Origin of the sequence: Allomuricauda sp. CP2A (assembly GCF_001683915.1) — a bacterium.
GTDB lineage: Bacteria > Bacteroidota > Bacteroidia > Flavobacteriales > Flavobacteriaceae > Flagellimonas.
The window spans coordinates 1-16,486 of record NZ_LXTT01000023.1; the positions used below are offsets into that span (position 1 = coordinate 1).

General features: G+C 43.2%; 12 protein-coding genes. 9 read left to right on the forward strand and 3 right to left on the reverse strand.

Annotated features, from left to right (window positions below):
• Positions 1–2,366, forward strand: a 2,366-nt coding sequence (locus A7D14_RS02435; RefSeq protein ID WP_067029565.1) for a zinc-dependent metalloprotease, incomplete at its 5' end; no start/stop codon positions are given.
• 184 nt (positions 2,367–2,550) lie between these two features.
• The gene (locus A7D14_RS02440; RefSeq protein WP_067029567.1) at positions 2,551–3,576 is read left to right on the forward strand and encodes a threonine aldolase family protein; all 1,026 of its coding nucleotides are present in this window, start codon (positions 2,551–2,553) and stop codon (positions 3,574–3,576) included.
• A 53-nt stretch (positions 3,577–3,629) separates the two neighbouring features.
• Here the strand turns inward: A7D14_RS02440 and A7D14_RS02445 are convergent, their stop codons facing one another.
• Positions 3,630–3,956: a YbaB/EbfC family nucleoid-associated protein gene (locus A7D14_RS02445; RefSeq protein ID WP_067029569.1), complete on the reverse strand. Its 327-nt coding sequence runs from the start codon at positions 3,954–3,956 to the stop codon at positions 3,630–3,632.
• A gap of 61 nt (positions 3,957–4,017) precedes the next feature.
• Here A7D14_RS02445 and A7D14_RS02450 point away from each other — a divergent pair, with 61 nt between their 5' ends.
• The 3 genes from A7D14_RS02450 to A7D14_RS02460 all read left to right on the forward strand — a co-directional run bounded on the left by A7D14_RS02450 (position 4,018) and on the right by A7D14_RS02460 (position 8,647).
• Positions 4,018–6,153: a S9 family peptidase gene (locus tag A7D14_RS02450; RefSeq protein ID WP_067029571.1), complete on the forward strand. Its 2,136-nt coding sequence runs from the start codon at positions 4,018–4,020 to the stop codon at positions 6,151–6,153.
• 72 nt (positions 6,154–6,225) lie between these two features.
• Complete coding sequence (locus A7D14_RS02455) at positions 6,226–7,266, forward strand: PLP-dependent cysteine synthase family protein (protein ID WP_067029573.1); 1,041 nt, start codon at positions 6,226–6,228, stop codon at positions 7,264–7,266.
• 121 nt (positions 7,267–7,387) lie between these two features.
• Complete coding sequence (locus A7D14_RS02460; protein WP_067029575.1) at positions 7,388–8,647, forward strand: aminotransferase class I/II-fold pyridoxal phosphate-dependent enzyme; 1,260 nt, start codon at positions 7,388–7,390, stop codon at positions 8,645–8,647.
• Positions 8,648–8,738: 91 nt separating this feature from the next.
• On the opposite strand, the gene A7D14_RS02465 is transcribed toward A7D14_RS02460, so the two are convergent.
• Both A7D14_RS02465 and A7D14_RS02470 read right to left on the reverse strand, forming a co-directional pair.
• Entirely contained in the window at positions 8,739–9,857 is a 1,119-nt protein-coding gene (locus tag A7D14_RS02465) for a GTP cyclohydrolase (protein ID WP_067029577.1), read from the reverse strand.
• 66 nt (positions 9,858–9,923) lie between these two features.
• Positions 9,924–10,907 (reverse strand): transporter, encoded by a 984-nt coding sequence (locus A7D14_RS02470; protein ID WP_067029579.1) that lies wholly within the window; start codon positions 10,905–10,907, stop codon positions 9,924–9,926.
• An 86-nt stretch (positions 10,908–10,993) separates the two neighbouring features.
• Here A7D14_RS02470 and A7D14_RS02475 point away from each other — a divergent pair, with 86 nt between their 5' ends.
• Genes A7D14_RS02475 through A7D14_RS02490 form a run of 4 tightly spaced genes read left to right on the forward strand, consistent with a single transcriptional unit; the run spans position 10,994 to position 16,439 of the window.
• Entirely contained in the window at positions 10,994–11,254 is a 261-nt protein-coding gene (locus A7D14_RS02475) for a DUF4834 family protein (RefSeq protein WP_067029581.1), read from the forward strand.
• Positions 11,255–11,278: 24 nt separating this feature from the next.
• Positions 11,279–13,711, forward strand: a complete 2,433-nt coding sequence (locus tag A7D14_RS02480; RefSeq protein ID WP_067029585.1) for a YfhO family protein — start codon at positions 11,279–11,281, stop codon at positions 13,709–13,711.
• Positions 13,711–14,979: a glycosyltransferase gene (locus A7D14_RS02485; protein WP_067029587.1), complete on the forward strand. Its 1,269-nt coding sequence runs from the start codon at positions 13,711–13,713 to the stop codon at positions 14,977–14,979. The genes A7D14_RS02480 and A7D14_RS02485 overlap by 1 nt, the downstream gene beginning before the upstream one ends.
• Entirely contained in the window at positions 14,979–16,439 is a 1,461-nt protein-coding gene (locus tag A7D14_RS02490; RefSeq protein WP_067029589.1) for a lipopolysaccharide biosynthesis protein, read from the forward strand. Before A7D14_RS02485 ends, A7D14_RS02490 begins: the two co-directional genes overlap by 1 nt.
• Positions 16,440–16,486: the final 47 nt, after the last annotated feature.

Genomic DNA, 16,486 nt, shown 5'->3' on the forward strand with positions numbered 1-16,486 from the left:
GTTTTAGTTCAGCAGTACTCGGACAAACATTTGACAAAGCCAAGGATTTTCAAAAATTCAATGGCTATTTCAACTTTTATTATGATGATGCTACGGACAAGATATATCTGGAAGTCGATGAATTGGACAAGGAATTTTTGTATGTCTATTCCCTCAGCAGCGGGATAGGGAGCAATGACATTGGTTTGGATAGGGGCCAATTGGGAAACGAGCAGGTGGTCTATTTTAAAAAGGCAGGGAACAAGTTACTCTTGGTTCAACCCAATCTAACCTACAGGGCCATTACCGATAATGTATTGGAACGAAAATCGGTGGAACAGGCCTTTGCCAAATCCATTTTGCATGGCTTTAAGATTGAGGAAGAGTCTAGAGGAAGCTATTTGATTGATTTTACTGAATTCTTGATGCGTGATGCCCATGGCGTAGCCAATAGATTGAAAGATTCCAAACAAGGTTCGTATAGTTTGGACACTTCCAAAAGTGCCCTCGCGTTTGAGCGCACCAAGGCATTTCCAAAAAATGTGGAGTTTGATGTGACCCTTACCTTTAAAGGTAATCCAGAAGGAGCTTGGATTCAATCTGTAACGCCAAACCCCAGTTTGGTGACCGTGGCGCAACATCATTCCTTGATTGAATTGCCCGACGATAATTATAAAAAAAGGGTGTTCGACCCAAGATGTGGTTCGTACCCAATAACGTATTACGATTATGCCACTCCGGTACAGGAACCGATTCTAAAGCGGTTCATCACCCGCCACCGATTGGAGAAAAAAAATCCCGGAGCCGAACTAAGTGAAGCCGTTGAGCCCATCATCTATTATTTGGACAATGGCACTCCGGAACCCGTTCGTTCTGCCTTGTTGGAAGGGGGCAAATGGTGGAACCAGGCTTTTGAGGCCATTGGCTACAAAGATGCCTTTCAGCTTAAAATATTACCCGATGATGCGGATCCCTTGGACGTTCGTTATAATGTGATCCAATGGGTACACCGGTCCACCAGGGGATGGAGCTACGGAAGTAGCATTACCGACCCACGAACGGGAGAAATCATGAAGGGACATGTAAGCTTGGGAAGTTTGCGCATCCGTCAGGATTTTTTGATCGCCCAAGCCTTGATGAACAAGCCTTTTGCGGAACGAGACGATAATTACCAGCCCATGTTGGATATGGCCCTGGCGCGAATCCGCCAGTTATCTGCCCACGAAATAGGGCACACCCTTGGTTTTGCACACAATTTTGCCGCAAGTACCAATGATAGAGCCTCAGTAATGGATTACCCACACCCTCAATTTGAATTAAAAGGAAACACCATCGATTTTTCAAATGCGTATGATACAGGGATTGGTGAATGGGATAAGGTGACTGTGGCCTATTCCTATGCCGATTTTCCCAGTGGAACCTCTGAAAAAGAGGGGTTGAATGCCATTCTAAAGAAGGCCCAGGATGAGGGATTACGGTACATATCCGATCAAGATGCTAGACCTACCGGGGGAGCCCATGCCTTGGCCCATTTGTGGGACAACGGTAAAAGTGCCAGTCAGGAGTTGGAAAGTGTTTTGGAAATTAGAAAGACAGCCATTACCAATTTTTCAATAGATAATATTCGCACTGGAGAACCCAATTCCGTTTTGGAAGATGTTTTTGCACCCTTGTATTTTTTCCACCGCTACCAGACCGAAGCGGTTTCAAAGGTTGTTGGTGGACTCGATTACAATTATGCGGTAAAGGGAGATGGACAACGTGTGGTACTGTCCATAAATCAGGCAGTTCAGGAAAAAGCCTTGGAATCCATCTTAAAAACCTTGGATGCCGAAGTCATTGCCATACCCAAGGATAAATTGGATCTTTTCCCGCCCAGGGCCATTGGCTATCCGCGCACCCGAGAATCATTGATGGGAAGGACCGGGGTGAGTTTTGACGCCCTTTCCACGGCAGAAACGGCTGCCGATATGACTTTGGGACTCTTGTTGCACCCAGAGCGGGCTTCTCGATTGATTCAACAGAAGAGCTTGGACAAAAACCAATTGGGATTGGAAGGGGTCTTGACCACTTTGATCAATAACACGATTGAGGAAACCAAAAAAGACCCGTATCTGGATGAAGTACAACAGACCATCAATTTTAGGGTGCTGTACCACATCATGAATTTGGCGGCCCACAACGAAGTACATCCACAGGTAAATGCCATTGCCAATGAAACCTTGAAAGAACTTAAAGCAGCACTATTGGGCAATGGAAAAACGGCAATTACCGCAGAAATGGTGAAACGAATTGATGCCTTTTTGGAAAAACCGTCCAGTTTTAGTGTAATACCGGTCCCTAAAATTCCTGATGGTTCACCTATAGGAATGGACTGTATGGATTAGATAAGGACAAATACAAGTTCAAGTTCAAACTCAAGCTCAACTGCAAGTGCAAGCATCAAGGAAGATATGGTATGAATTCTACAGGGAAAATTTTGATTGCAAACGGAAGTTAAGGGATAGAATTATTACGACAAACTGGTTTGTTTATAGTATACTTGTTCATTGATATTGAATTTGAACTTTTATGGAAATTAACTTGATCAGTGATACGGTTACTCAGCCCACCGCTGGTATGCTTGAGGCGATGATGACCGCGAAAGTTGGGGATGATGTTTTTAAAAATGACCCTACCGTTAATGCTCTTGAAGCTAAAATGGCCCATTATTTTGGGATGGAAGCAGCTTTGTTCTTCCCAAGTGGTACCATGACCAACCAAACGGCGATTAAACTTCATACACAACCCGGTGACCAGTTGATTTGTGATAAATTCGCCCATGTCTACAATTATGAAGGGGGCGGGGTTAGCTTCAATAGTGGGGTGTCTTGTAAGTTGGTGGATGGCCACAGGGGAATGATGACGGCAAAACAAGTGGAAGAAGCCATAAATCCTCCGGATTTTTACCATAGCCCGTTAACCTCTTTGGTCTGTATAGAAAACACCACGAATAAAGGTGGAGGAGCTTGTTGGGATTTTGAAGAGTTGAAAAAAATCCGAAAAGTCTGTGATGAGCACAATCTAAAGTATCATTTGGACGGTGCCCGTTTATGGAATGCTTTGGTGGCCAAGAAAGAAGACCCGAAAGCTTACGGTGCCCTTTTTGATACCATCAGTGTCTGCTTAAGCAAAGGAATGGGGTGCCCGGTGGGTTCTGTTTTGGTGGGAAGTACGGAATTGATTGACAAAGCCTTGCGAATTCGAAAAGTGTTGGGTGGTGGTATGCGACAATCTGGATTTTTGGCCGCGGCAGGAATCTACGCCATGGACCACCATGTGGAACGATTGGCTGAAGATCACAAAAAAGCTACTGAAATAGGAGAGATTCTCTCAACTTTGGATTTCATCAAAAAAGTGGAGCCCATTGAGACCAATATCATCATTTTTGAATTGGATGAAGCGAAAATGACATCAGCCGATTTTTTGGCCAAGCTGGCCGAAAACCAGATTTCAATCATTGGAATGGGACAGGGAAAATTGCGAATCGTTACCCATTTGGATTATACGGATGCCATGCACCAGCATTTCTTAAAAGTTTTGAAAAGTATAGGGTAACCAATGTCCCCTTGAGGCCTGCCTGCCGAAGGCAGGGGACCTTAGGGGTGTTTTTACTTCATAAAAGCATCCATCCCCGGAATGTTGGGCATTCCCTCTTTGGCAACGGCGGCCAATTCGGTTTCATTCACGTTGGTGGCCTTTTCAATGGCCTTGTTCAAGGTGAGGACAAGATAATCTTCCAGTTGTTCCTTGTCTGCTAAAAGTGAATCATCTACGGTAATGGATTTGATTTCTCGATTGGCCGTAAGGGTAACTTTTAGCAACCCGTCAGAAGATTGCTCATCAATCATTACCGTATTCAATCGTTCCTTGGTCTCCTGTACTTTTTTCTGGGTTTCCTTCAGTTTACCCATCATTCCCATGATATCTCCAAACATAACTGCAATTTTTTGTGTGTAGTTGACCCCAAAAATACTAAATTGGAGTAAATCAATAGGGATGAAACGAATCAATCCAACCCATTGTATTCTCGGAATATGCCTTATTTTTGCAGGCTCTTGCCAAAAAAGTGAAGAATTGATGCGAATACACCCCCCGATAGCCAAAAAGATTCCAACGAAACTGGAAAAACACGGTGATGTACGGATAGACAACTACTATTGGATGAACAATAGGGAAGACCAAGCCGTGATTGATTACCTAAATGCCGAAAACGACTATTACCATAAGATGACGGCACACACCAAAAAGTTCCAAGAGGACCTTTTTTTGGAAATGAAGTCGAGAATCAAGGAAGTGGACTCCTCTGTGCCCTATAAATTGGATGGCTATTGGTACATCAATCGGTTTGAAGAAGGAAAGGAATACCCTATTTATTCCCGCAAAAAAGACACGTTGGACGCAGCAGAGGAGATTATGTTCGACTGCAACCAAATGGCCGAAGGCCATGACTTTTTTAATCTTAAGGGCATATCCATAAGCCCGGACAACACCTTGGCCTCTTTTGGGACCGATACGGTGTCGCGAAGACAATACAACATTCAGGTAAAGAATTTGAGAACCGGGGAAATTTATCCAGATAAGATTGAAAATACCACAGGAAGTTCTGTATGGGCCAATGATGGCAAAACCTTGTTCTACACCAAAAAAGACCCTGTGACCTTACGTTCCGATAAGATTTTCAAACATGTTTTGGGAACATCTTCGGATGATGATGAGTTGGTGTTCCATGAAAAGGATTCCACCTATAACACCTTTGTGTACAAGACCAAATCCCGAAAATACATTGTGATTGGTTCGGTGAGCACCATGACAACAGAATATAGAATCCTTGATGCGGATGATCCCAATGGCAGTTTTAAGGTGTTTTCCCCAAGGGATTTAGGGGTAGAGTATTCCATTGCCCATTATAATGGCAACTTCTACATTTTGACAAACAGGGACAAGGCCACCAATTTCAAGTTAATGCGAACCGATGAAAACAATACATCATCTGAGCATTGGCAGGAGTTTATTCCGCATAGGCGGGATGTTTTGTTGGAAGATGTGGAAATTTTCAGGGATTACTATGTGCTATCAGAGCGGGAGAATGGGCTTAACCAAATGAAAATATCCCGTTGGGATGGCTCGGAGAGCTATTATTTGCCCTTTAATAGCGAAACCTATGTGGCGGGAGCCTCGGTGAATTTGGATTTTGATACCGATGAGCTTCGGTATTATTACAATGAGATGGGAGCACCCTATGCCATCATAGACTTTAATATGAAGACCCGAACCAAGAAAATATTGAAGGAACAAGAGGTTTTGGGCGGAAAATTCAATAAGGACGACTATAAAACCGAGCGTTTGTGGGCCACGGCCCAGGATGGAAAAAAAGTGCCCATTTCATTGGTGTATCGCAAGGACACCCCTTTGGATGGCACCAGTCCGCTGTTCCAATATGCCTACGGATCGTATGGAAGCACCATTGACCCCTATTTTTCCTCAGTGCGGTTGAGTTTGCTGGATAGAGGTTTTATCTATGCCATTGCCCATGTAAGGGGAGGGGAGTACTTGGGAAGGCCTTGGTACGAAGACGGTAAACTGTTCAATAAAAAGAATACATTCACGGATTTCATTGACTGCTCCAAGTTCCTGATTGAACAAAAATATACCAGCCCAGAGCATTTGTACGCCAGTGGTGGTTCTGCAGGTGGACTTTTAATGGGCGCGATCATAAATATGGCACCAGAACTCTACAATGGTGTCATCGCGGAGGTTCCTTTTGTGGATGTGGTGACCACCATGTTGGATGATACCATTCCACTCACCACAGGCGAATATGATGAATGGGGAAACCCGAATGATAAGGAGTATTACGATTATATTAAATCCTATTCGCCCTACGACAATGTAGAAGCCAAGGCATACCCCAATTTATATGTTTCCACAGGTTTGCATGATTCACAAGTACAGTACTGGGAACCGGCCAAATGGGTGGCGAAAATCAGGGAATTTAAGACCGATGACCACCTGTTGTTTTTGGACACCAATATGGATGCAGGACATGGTGGTGCTTCGGGTAGATTTGAGGCTTTAAAGGAAACCGCAAAGGCATATACCTTTATTTTAGACCTTGAAGGGAAAACCCATTAAAAATAAAATGCTATTTTTGTGCCGAACTTATATCTGTAATCGCAGAAATTTGTTCCTTACCTAATACCAGTTATGAAAAAACAGATAAATGCGTACAGCAATATCCTAGACCTAATTGGAAATACCCCCTTAGTTAAGCTCAACAAAATCGCAGCCCCCCTTACCGGAAACTTCTATGCCAAATTGGAATCCTTTAACCCAGGACATTCTTCCAAGGACCGAATAGCGGCCTATATTATTGGGGAAGCAGAACGTAAAGGGCTTCTTAAGCCAGGGAGCACCATCATCGAGACCACTTCAGGTAACACTGGATTCAGTTTGGCCATGGTGAGCATTGTTAAAGGGTATAAATGTATTTTGGCGGTCAGTTCAAAATCGTCCCCAGATAAGATAGATATGTTGCGTTCCATGGGTGCCAAGGTATATGTTTGCCCTGCCCACGTCAGTGCAGACGACCCAAGGTCTTATTATGAAGTGGCCAAACGCCTGCACAAGGAGACCAAAAATTCCATCTATATCAACCAATATTTTAACGAACTCAACATAGAGGCCCATTACCAAACCACAGGCCCTGAGATTTGGGAGCAGACCAATGGAAATATCACCCATTTGGTGGCTTGCAGTGGAACTGGAGGAACTATTTCGGGAATAGCCCGCTTTTTAAAGGAGCAAAACCCCAATGTTAAAATCTTGGGTGTTGATGCTTACGGCTCAATCCTTAAAAAATACCACGAAACAGGGGAGTTTGACCATAATGAGGTATATCCCTATCGAATTGAAGGATTGGGGAAAAACTTGATTCCTGCGGCCACGGATTTTAACAGTATTGACCGTTATATTAAGGTCGCCGACGGTGAGAGTGCCCACATGGCCCGAAAAATTGCCCATACCGAAGGTATGTTTGTAGGGTATACAAGTGGTGCCGCCATGCAAGCCCTATATCAACTGAATACCGAGGGGGAATTTAACGAAGACAGCAATGTGGTTGTTATTTTCCCAGACCACGGTTCACGGTATATGAGCAAGGTTTACAGCAACGAATGGATGGAAAATCAAGGATTTTTCGACATTAAGAATGCTGAGATACCCGAAAAGATAGAATACATCAAATAAGAGATGCAATTCAATTCAACACGAACGGCAATGAATTTCATTGTCGTTTTTTATGTGAAAAAATCGTTATGCGAGCTTCACAAAAATCTATACTTTTGCATTTGAATCAATTTTAAGGTAGATGAGAGATTTATTTGATAGGATCATTGAGAACAAAGGTCCGTTGGGAAAATGGGCATCACAAGCAGAAGGCTATTTTGTATTCCCGAAACTGGAAGGACCCATCTCCAACAGAATGAAATTCCAAGGAAAGGATGTCATCACGTGGAGTATCAATGACTATCTGGGACTTGCCAATCTACCCGAAGTAAAAAAAGTTGATGGCGATGCCGCCCACGAGCATGGGGCCGCTTACCCCATGGGTGCCCGAATGATGAGCGGTCACACCGACTACCATGAGCAATTGGAAAAGGAATTGGCCGAATTTGTCCATAAAGAAGCCTCTTATCTTTTAAATTTTGGCTACCAAGGATTCATGTCGGTGATTGATGCTTTGGTTTCCAAGGACGATATCATTGTGTACGATGTGGATTGCCACGCCTGTATCATTGACGGTGTTCGTCTGCACATGGGAAAACGCTTCACCTTTAAGCACAACGACCCGGAAAGTTTGGAAAAAAACTTGGAACGCGCCACCAAAATGGCCAATGAGACCGGAGGTGGTATCTTGGTGATTTCCGAAGGCGTTTTTGGAATGCGTGGCGAACAAGGAATCCTCAAGGAAATTGTGGATTTGAAGAAAAAATACAATTTCAGGTTATTGGTGGATGATGCCCATGGTTTTGGAACGCTTGGAAAAACAGGTGCTGGAGCAGGTGAGGAGCAAGGTGTTCAGGATAAGATTGATGTGTATTTGGCCACTTTTGCCAAATCCATGGCGGGAATTGGTGCTTTTGTGGCCGCCGACAAAGAAATCATAGAATATTTAAAATACAACCTGAGGTCTCAGATGTTTGCCAAGTCGCTTCCAATGGTCTACGTAAAAGGGGCCTTGAAGCGATTGGATATGTTGCGCACCATGCCCGAACTAAAGGCCAAGTTATGGGAAAATGTAAATGCATTGCAAAATGGACTTCGAGAGCGTGGATTTGATATTGGAACCACTACAAGCTGTGTTACCCCGGTCTATTTGAACGGTAGTATTCCGGAGGCCATGGCCTTGGTGAAGGATTTGCGTGAAAATCACGGTATTTTCTGTTCCATTGTGGTCTATCCGGTAATACCCAAGGGGTTGATTTTGTTGCGACTCATTCCCACGGCTACCCATACCATGGAGGATATTGCCGAAACCTTGGATGCCTTCTCATCCATCAGGGAACGACTCCAAAATGGTACCTACAAGAGACTTTCTGCCGCTGTTGCTGCAGCTATGGGGGAATAGTGGTTTAAGTTTAAAAGGTGCCCCCATTGTTTAATCCCCATTTTCTTTAGAGAAAACTTTGGTTTATGGAGTAAGCCATATATGTTTTAAGTTATAGGTTCTTCCGATATGTCCATCTCCGTTTGTGTGTCACTGGATCAAAGTGCTTCCACATTTGCCGGATGGCCAAGTTGTCTTCCAACTCTGGTGTTCGTATGCAGTTTACAATCCCTTTTTCGGTAAAGGTCTTGTGGAATTCATTAAAGATAATGGCTGTTACCCCTTTGTTCTGATAGCTGGGATGGATGCCGATTAAATAGAAAATAACATCCTTGCTTTCCTTTTTGGCTTTTAAGAGATGAAATATTCCCGTAGGGAACAAACGTCCCTTGGCTTTTTGCAGTGCTTCGGAAAAAGAGGGCATCACAATGGCAAATGCCACCAGATTATCCTCGGAATCCACCACAAATTTGATGTATTCCGGGTTGATAAAGCTGATATACTTTTTCTTGAAGTATTCTTTTTGTATATCCGTAATCTTTACAAAAGAGGATAGTTTGGCATAGCTTTCATTGAAAAGGTCGAACATTTTGTCCACCCATGGCATAATGTCCTTGTTCTTCTCAAAATTCATTTCCCTGAGTCCATAACGCTTTTTCACCAACAAATTGGCTTTACCGAACAATTTTGGGTCAGCTGCAGAAGCTAAAAACTTATTTTCCAAATAGCCTTTTTCCTTGACAAACCCATGTTTTTCATAATGGGATTGATAGTACGGATGGTTGTACCAAGTGATCATGGTACCGATATGGTCAAAACCTTCAACAAGGACACCAACTTTATCAAGATTGGAGAAACCTACAGGGCCTTCCATGTATTCCAACTGATTCTCTTTGCCCATTTCCGCAACCTTGTCCAACAACGCTTTGGAAACCTCAAGATCATCCACAAAATCAAACCAACCAAAGCGCATTTTTCGAACCTTTTGTTCGTTCACCTCCAACCAGTTGATGATGGCCGCCACACGTCCCACCACTTTTCCGTCTTTATAGGCCAGAAAAAAGCTGGCTTCCGCATTTTTAAAAACAGGGTTCTTGGTCGCATCAAAGGATGCCATCTCATCTTTGATGATTGGGGGGACCCAGTAGGGAGAACCTTTATACAGGGAAAATGGAAATTTTACAAAGCGTTTAAGATCTGCCTTTGATTGGACCTGCTTGATGGTGATCATACCTCATTTTTTTTCAGGTCAATATTAACAATATTACCTGCATCATAAAAATGTTAAGCACAAAACTTAGAAATCAATATCATCCTTGTTTTTTTTCTTTCGCTTTTTGGATCTTTTGGAATTGGAGTTGCGCTTAATTTTCCCATTCTGGGCACTACTTTGTGTATCAATGGTTTTGAAACCATCTTTATGAAAATCCAAGCGGTAGGAAAAACCTAGCACTACAAAAAGACGTGATGGATCATCTTTAAATCCTGACCCCATGTGTAAGTCAACCTGAAAGTTTGGATTAAGCAAACGGGCCACTCCGGTTCGTAGGATGATATCAGAATAGCGGTCCCCAGAAATTCCTTGACCTTCAAAAAAGATACTCCATCTGGGATCTCTGAGCGCATGGGTAATGGAAAGGGCATAGCGCCATTCGGGAAAATCGGTACCGATACGGTCATAGGCCACATTGGAAATGAGCACAAATCTTGGCGACAGTCTGCTTTGTGTGGCAATGGCACCCCTGTAGGAAGTTGTGGGTTCCCCGGGATAAAAAGGATTGTCGCCCAGAACAAAATTGACCCCACCATATAAAGAAACGGCAGGAATTAGATTTTTCCATTGAAAAAGATTATTGGCCCGCCAGCTATACAGATTGGGTTTGTTGCGTTCCGGATTCTTGTAAGGATCAAAAACAAGGTATTTTACACCGAGCCGGTTACGTGAGAAATTGGCCAGTTTTCCTTCAATACCAAAATCAGGATAGTTGATGTTCTGCTTCATAAAGGATCCTTCCCAATTGATTTCCAATTCTTCAAAAAGAAACCCATATCGTAACGCCATATCGGTCCCAAAAATATTGGAGTCGGAATTCAGGTCCACATTGTCTTGCTGCTCATAAAAGAGTCCAACTTCAGCCTGGACCACATTTTTCCCCACCGCATAGGCACTTACGGCCCTGCCGGGTCTGTTGGAATTGATGACATCGGTGTATTGGGCATTCAAAAAAACGGGGACGAGAACTAAAAAATAAAGGGTCTTTTTGAAAAAGGAAAAATCCATATAACTGATTTTAATAGTATTTTAAGATACGTTTGGTCGTTTTATGCTACTTACAGTGTAATTTTGATACAATAGTTTAAGGTTATATGGTTGTACTACAAACGATATTAATCCTCATATTAGTATACTACGCGGCGAAATTACTGCTGAAATGGTTGGCTCCGCGATTGCTGAATTATGCCATGAAGAAGACCGAGGAACGTTTTGGCCAACAATTTGGCAATTACCAAGATTTTGGACAAAAAACCACGGAAGAAGGGGATACCACAATTTATAAGAAGCCTGCCCGAAAATCCAATCCTTCAAAAAAAGTTGGAGAATACATAGATTTTGAGGAAATTGACTAATATTTGTCTTTTCAAAATCTATCCATGAATCTTTCTCCAAAAGCCATTATCACCCATATTTGTGTCATTGGTTTATTTTTGCTTGCCTCTCTGGTGTATTTCTATCCCGTTTTGCAAGGCAAGGCCATTTTTCAATCCGATATTGCCCAATATAAGGGCATGGCCAAGGAGCGGGATGATTTCAAGGAGCTTACCGGGGAAGAATCCTACTGGACCAACAGTGCTTTTGGTGGGATGCCCACCTACCAATTGGGGGCGAACTATCCACATGATTATGTCAAAAAACTGGACCGTTTGATTCGGTTTTTACCACGTCCGGCAGACTATCTTTTTCTCTATTTTATTGGATTTTATATTCTATTGCTCTGCCTAAAGGTTGATTTTCGGTTGGCGGCTTTGGGTGCCATTGCTTTTGGTTTTTCCACCTATCTCATCATAATTCTTGGGGTGGGCCACAATGCAAAGGCCCATGCTTTGGGGTATATTCCCATGGTTTTGGGCGGGATTATTCTGGTTTTCCGAAGGAAATACCTGCTCGGTTTTATTCTGACGGCTTTGGCCATGGCTTTGGAAATCAGTGCCAACCATTACCAGATGACGTATTACTTTATGTTGCTGGTATTGATTTTGGGATTGGTACGGTTAATTTATGCCATTAAGGATAAAGAACTCAAACACTTTTTTCTATCGGTTGGGATTTTGATTGGTGCCGTTGCCTTGTCCATAGCGGCAAACGCCACAGGATTGATGGCCACCAAGGAGTATGCGGATTGGAGTACACGGGGGAAATCGGAATTGACCATAAATCCGGATGGAAGTCCAAAACAGCCTTCCAATGGATTGGATAAAGAATACATCACCCAATATAGCTACGGGATAGCCGAATCTTTGAACCTGTTTGTTCCCCGACTCTTTGGCGGTTCAGGGAATGAGGATTTGGGCAAAAACTCCAAAGCCTATGATTATTTGGTGGGGCAGGGGCTTTCACCTTCCAAAGCCATACAACTCTCCAGTGGCTTGCCCTTGTATTGGGGAGATCAACCCATTGTGGCAGGCCCGGCTTATGTGGGTGCCATTGTATTTTTTCTATTTGTATTGGGTCTATTTTTGGTAAAGGGCAAACAAAAATGGTGGCTGTTGGGAGGCGCTGTTTTAGCACTGCTGCTCTCATGGGGAAAGAATTTTCCGCTCCTCACCAATTTTATGATTGATTACTTCCCACTCTACAACAAATTCAGGGCGGTATCTTCTGTTCAAGTGGTATTGGAACTCTGTCTTCCCGTTTTGGGTGTTTTGGGATTGCGGCAACTCTTCAAAAAATCTGTGGATGATGAAAAAAAGTTCAACGCATTAAAATTGAGCTTTTTCATCACTTTGGGACTGGGTATATTCATTTTTATTTTAAAAGCGTTGTTTGATTTTGAAGGCATGCGCGACGAAATGTACCGAGGTTATTTTGGCGATGAACTGATGACCATGATCCAACGTGATCGTGAAGCGGTTTATGTCAGTGATACCATTCGCTCCTTGATATATGTGACCTTGGCAGCCGTGGCACTTTGGTTTTTTGTAAAGGAAAAAATTGGAAAGAATGCCATGGTGCTTATCATGGGGGGCTTGTTGCTGTTTGATTTGGTGGGCGTAGCCCTTCGCTATGTGAATGAGGACGATTTTGTGCGTCAACGCGAGATGAACACCCCGTTTCAAGCCAGCCAGATTGACCAAGCCCTTCAAGAGGACAATTCCATTTATCGGGTCTTTGACCCACAAGAGGGATTGAACGGAGCCCGGACCTCCTATTTCCATAAATCCATTGGGGGCTATCATGCGGCCAAACCCAGGGCGCTTCAAAATTTGTTTGAATATCACCTATACCAGAACAACCTACAGGTATTGAACATGCTGAATGTAAAATATATCATCCAACAAGATGAAGAGGGGAACAGTTTTCCCGCCGTCAATGATGATGCCAATGGCAATGCTTGGTTTGTGGAGCAATTGCTGCCCGTATCCTCTGCCAATGAGGAAATTGAGGGCCTGAAAGATTTTGATTCAAAGTCGCAGGCTGTGGTCAATACAAAGGCCTATCCCCGTTTGACCAAACTTCGGTATGAAACCGATTCTTTGGCACAAATTGATTTGGTGGACTACCAACCCGATTATCTGAAATACGAGTCACGCAACAGCAATGATGCGTTTGCGGTATTCTCCGAAATGCATTATCCCTCAGGCTGGAATGCATACATTGATGGTCAACCAGAGCAACATTACAAAGTGGATTATGCCCTGCGCGGTATGAAAATCCCATCTGGGGAACATGAAATAGAATTCAAGTTTGAGCCCCAAGTTATTGAAACCGGCAGTCAGATCACCTTGGCGGCCTGCATTTTGTTGGGATTGATTATTGTTGGCGGCGTTGGATATTCCTTTGTTCCGAAAAAATCCAAAGAATCCTGATGCAAAAAGTCTTGGTCATAACATACTATTGGCCTCCGGCTGGGGGACCAGGGGTACAGCGATGGCTCAAGTTCACCAAATACCTGCCCGAGTTTGGGTTTCAACCCATAGTTTATATTCCTGAAAATCCCAGTTATCCCATTATTGATGAAAACCTTGAAGCAGAAGTTCCAAAGGGTATTCAAATTTTGAAACAACCCATCAAAGAACCGTATGGATGGGCTGGTTTGCTCTCAAAAAAGAAAACGAAAACCATAAGTTCAGGAATCATTCAGGAAAAGGACCCTTCCGTTTTGGAAAAGGTATTGCTGTGGATTCGGGGTAATTTTTTTATCCCCGATGCCCGAAAGCTGTGGGTAAAACCTTCCATTGGGTATTTGGCCAAGGTAATTGCTGATGAGGGTATTGAGACCATAATCACTACAGGACCGCCACACAGTTTGCATTTGATAGGGTTGGGATTGAAAGAAAAGTATTCCATCCAGTGGATTGCCGATTTTAGGGATCCTTGGACGTCCATTGGTTATCACAAAAAATTACGGTTGTCCAAAACCTCTGAAAAAAAGCATAAAAAGTTGGAAGCGGAAGTATTGACCTCCGCTGATAAAATTGTGGTGACCAGCCATCTTACAAAACAAGAGTTTGAAGCAATTACCGACAAGCCCATAAAGGTGATAACCAATGGCTATGATGATGAACTTACACCCATACCCTTGGATTCAAAATTTACCATTTCCCACATGGGTTCTTTGCTGACCGGACGAAACCCCGTTGCCTTATGGAAAGTCATTAAAGGACTCATTCAAGAAAATGAGGCCTTCAAAAATGCTTTACAAATCCAACTGGCCGGGGTAGTGGGGGAGGAAGTTTTGCAATCCGTCAGGGAATTTGGGTTGGAATCGTATGTAAAGCCTTTGGGCTATTTGTCACATGACGCGGTTTTGGAGGTTCAGCAAAAATCGCAGGTGTTGTTGTTGCTGGAAATTGATTCGGAGGAAACCAAGGGTATCATTCCCGGAAAGCTTTTTGAATATTTTAATGCCAAGCGTCCTATTTTAGCCATCGGCCCGGAAGGGTGGGAGGCAGGCAGGTTAGTGGAACAGACGAAATCGGGGAGCGTTTGTGTCCAGAATGATGCCGCTTGTTTAAAAAATGTACTTTTGGATTGGTTCGGTAGCTATCAAAAAGGAGAGCTCCGCTGTGATTCAAAGGGCGTGGAACAGTTCCACAGAAAAGCTCTGACCGAAAGCTTGGCAAAATTCATCTAATGGGAGTCGTCTTAAAACAATCCATACAGAATGTTGTGGTCACTTATCTGGGCTTTTTGTTCGGTGCAATGAACACCCTATTCCTGTACACCAAGATTTTGGAGGACGAGTATTACGGATTGGTGACCTTTATTTTGGCGTCGGGTGCTATTTTAATGCCGTTGATGGCCTTTGGGGTGCACAATACCTTGGTGAAATTTTACAGCAATTATCAAGACAAGGAAAAGGATGCCTTCTTGACCTTGATGCTGTTGGTGCCGTTACTGGGGATTATTCCAGTAGCTTTGATCGGGTTGATTTGGTACGAACCCTTGGGCAATTTGGTCTCCCAAGTCAATCCCATGGTGAAAAAATACCTTTGGTACATCTTTTTTGTGGGATTGGCCATGGCCTATTTTGAGGTGTTCTATGCGTGGTGCAAGGTGCATTTAAAATCGGTTTTCGGAAATTTCATGAAGGAAGTCTTTGGCCGTATAGGCGTGTCCATTCTACTGATACTCTTATATTTTGATGTCATTTCCTTGGATATCTTTTTTAAATGTTTGGTCGGGTTGTATCTTCTGCGGACGGTGATCATCAAGATTTATGCGTATACCTTGCGTTTTCCAAAGCTTGATTTCCACTTTCCGGCCAATACCAAAGAGATCTTGTCCTATTCCTTCTTGATTATTTTGGGTGGGTCCGCGGCACTGATACTGCTGGAAATAGACAAGGTCATGCTCAATCAGTTCATCAGCATAGAAAATGTGGCCTATTATGGGGTGGCAGTGTACATCGCTACCGTGATTATTGTACCATCACGGGCCATGCACCAGATAACCTATCCGTTGACTGCGGAACAGTTGAATTCCGGGGATCATTCTGGATTGGAGACATTGTATCAGAAAACTTCGTTGACGCTTTTTATTGCCTCGGGAATTTTGTTTGTGTTGATCATATTGAATCTGAACGACCTGTATTTACTACTACCTGAAGCTTATCGTAGTGGCTATACCATTGTTTTTTTGGTGGGGTTGGCCAAGGTGTTCGATTCGCTCTTGGGAAACAACAACTCTATTTTGTACAATTCTCCCTATTATAAAACCGTGTTGGTATTTGGGGTCTGTTTGGCCGCACTGACCATTTTACTGAATTATTTGCTAATTCCCGTTTTGGGATTGGAAGGAGCGGCTTTGGCCAGTTTTGTATCCATTTTTGTTTTCAATCTGACCAAATTGCTGTTTGTGAAGCAAAAATTTGGGATCCTGCCTTTTTCCAAGGCCACCTTCAAGGTATTTGCGGTCTTGGTGTTGTTGGGCGTATTGTTCGATATGCTGCAATTTCCGTTTCACCCCATTATGAACATTGTGTTGAAATCGGCCTTGATTGTAATTATGTATGTGGGAATTTTGTATCGTTTTGATATTTCAGAAGATGTTTCTGGGTTCCTTTCAAAATGGCTGAAAAAGAAAACCCCGTAGCGGATAAATCCAACCACGGGGTTAAACAACTAACCAACCTAAAAACT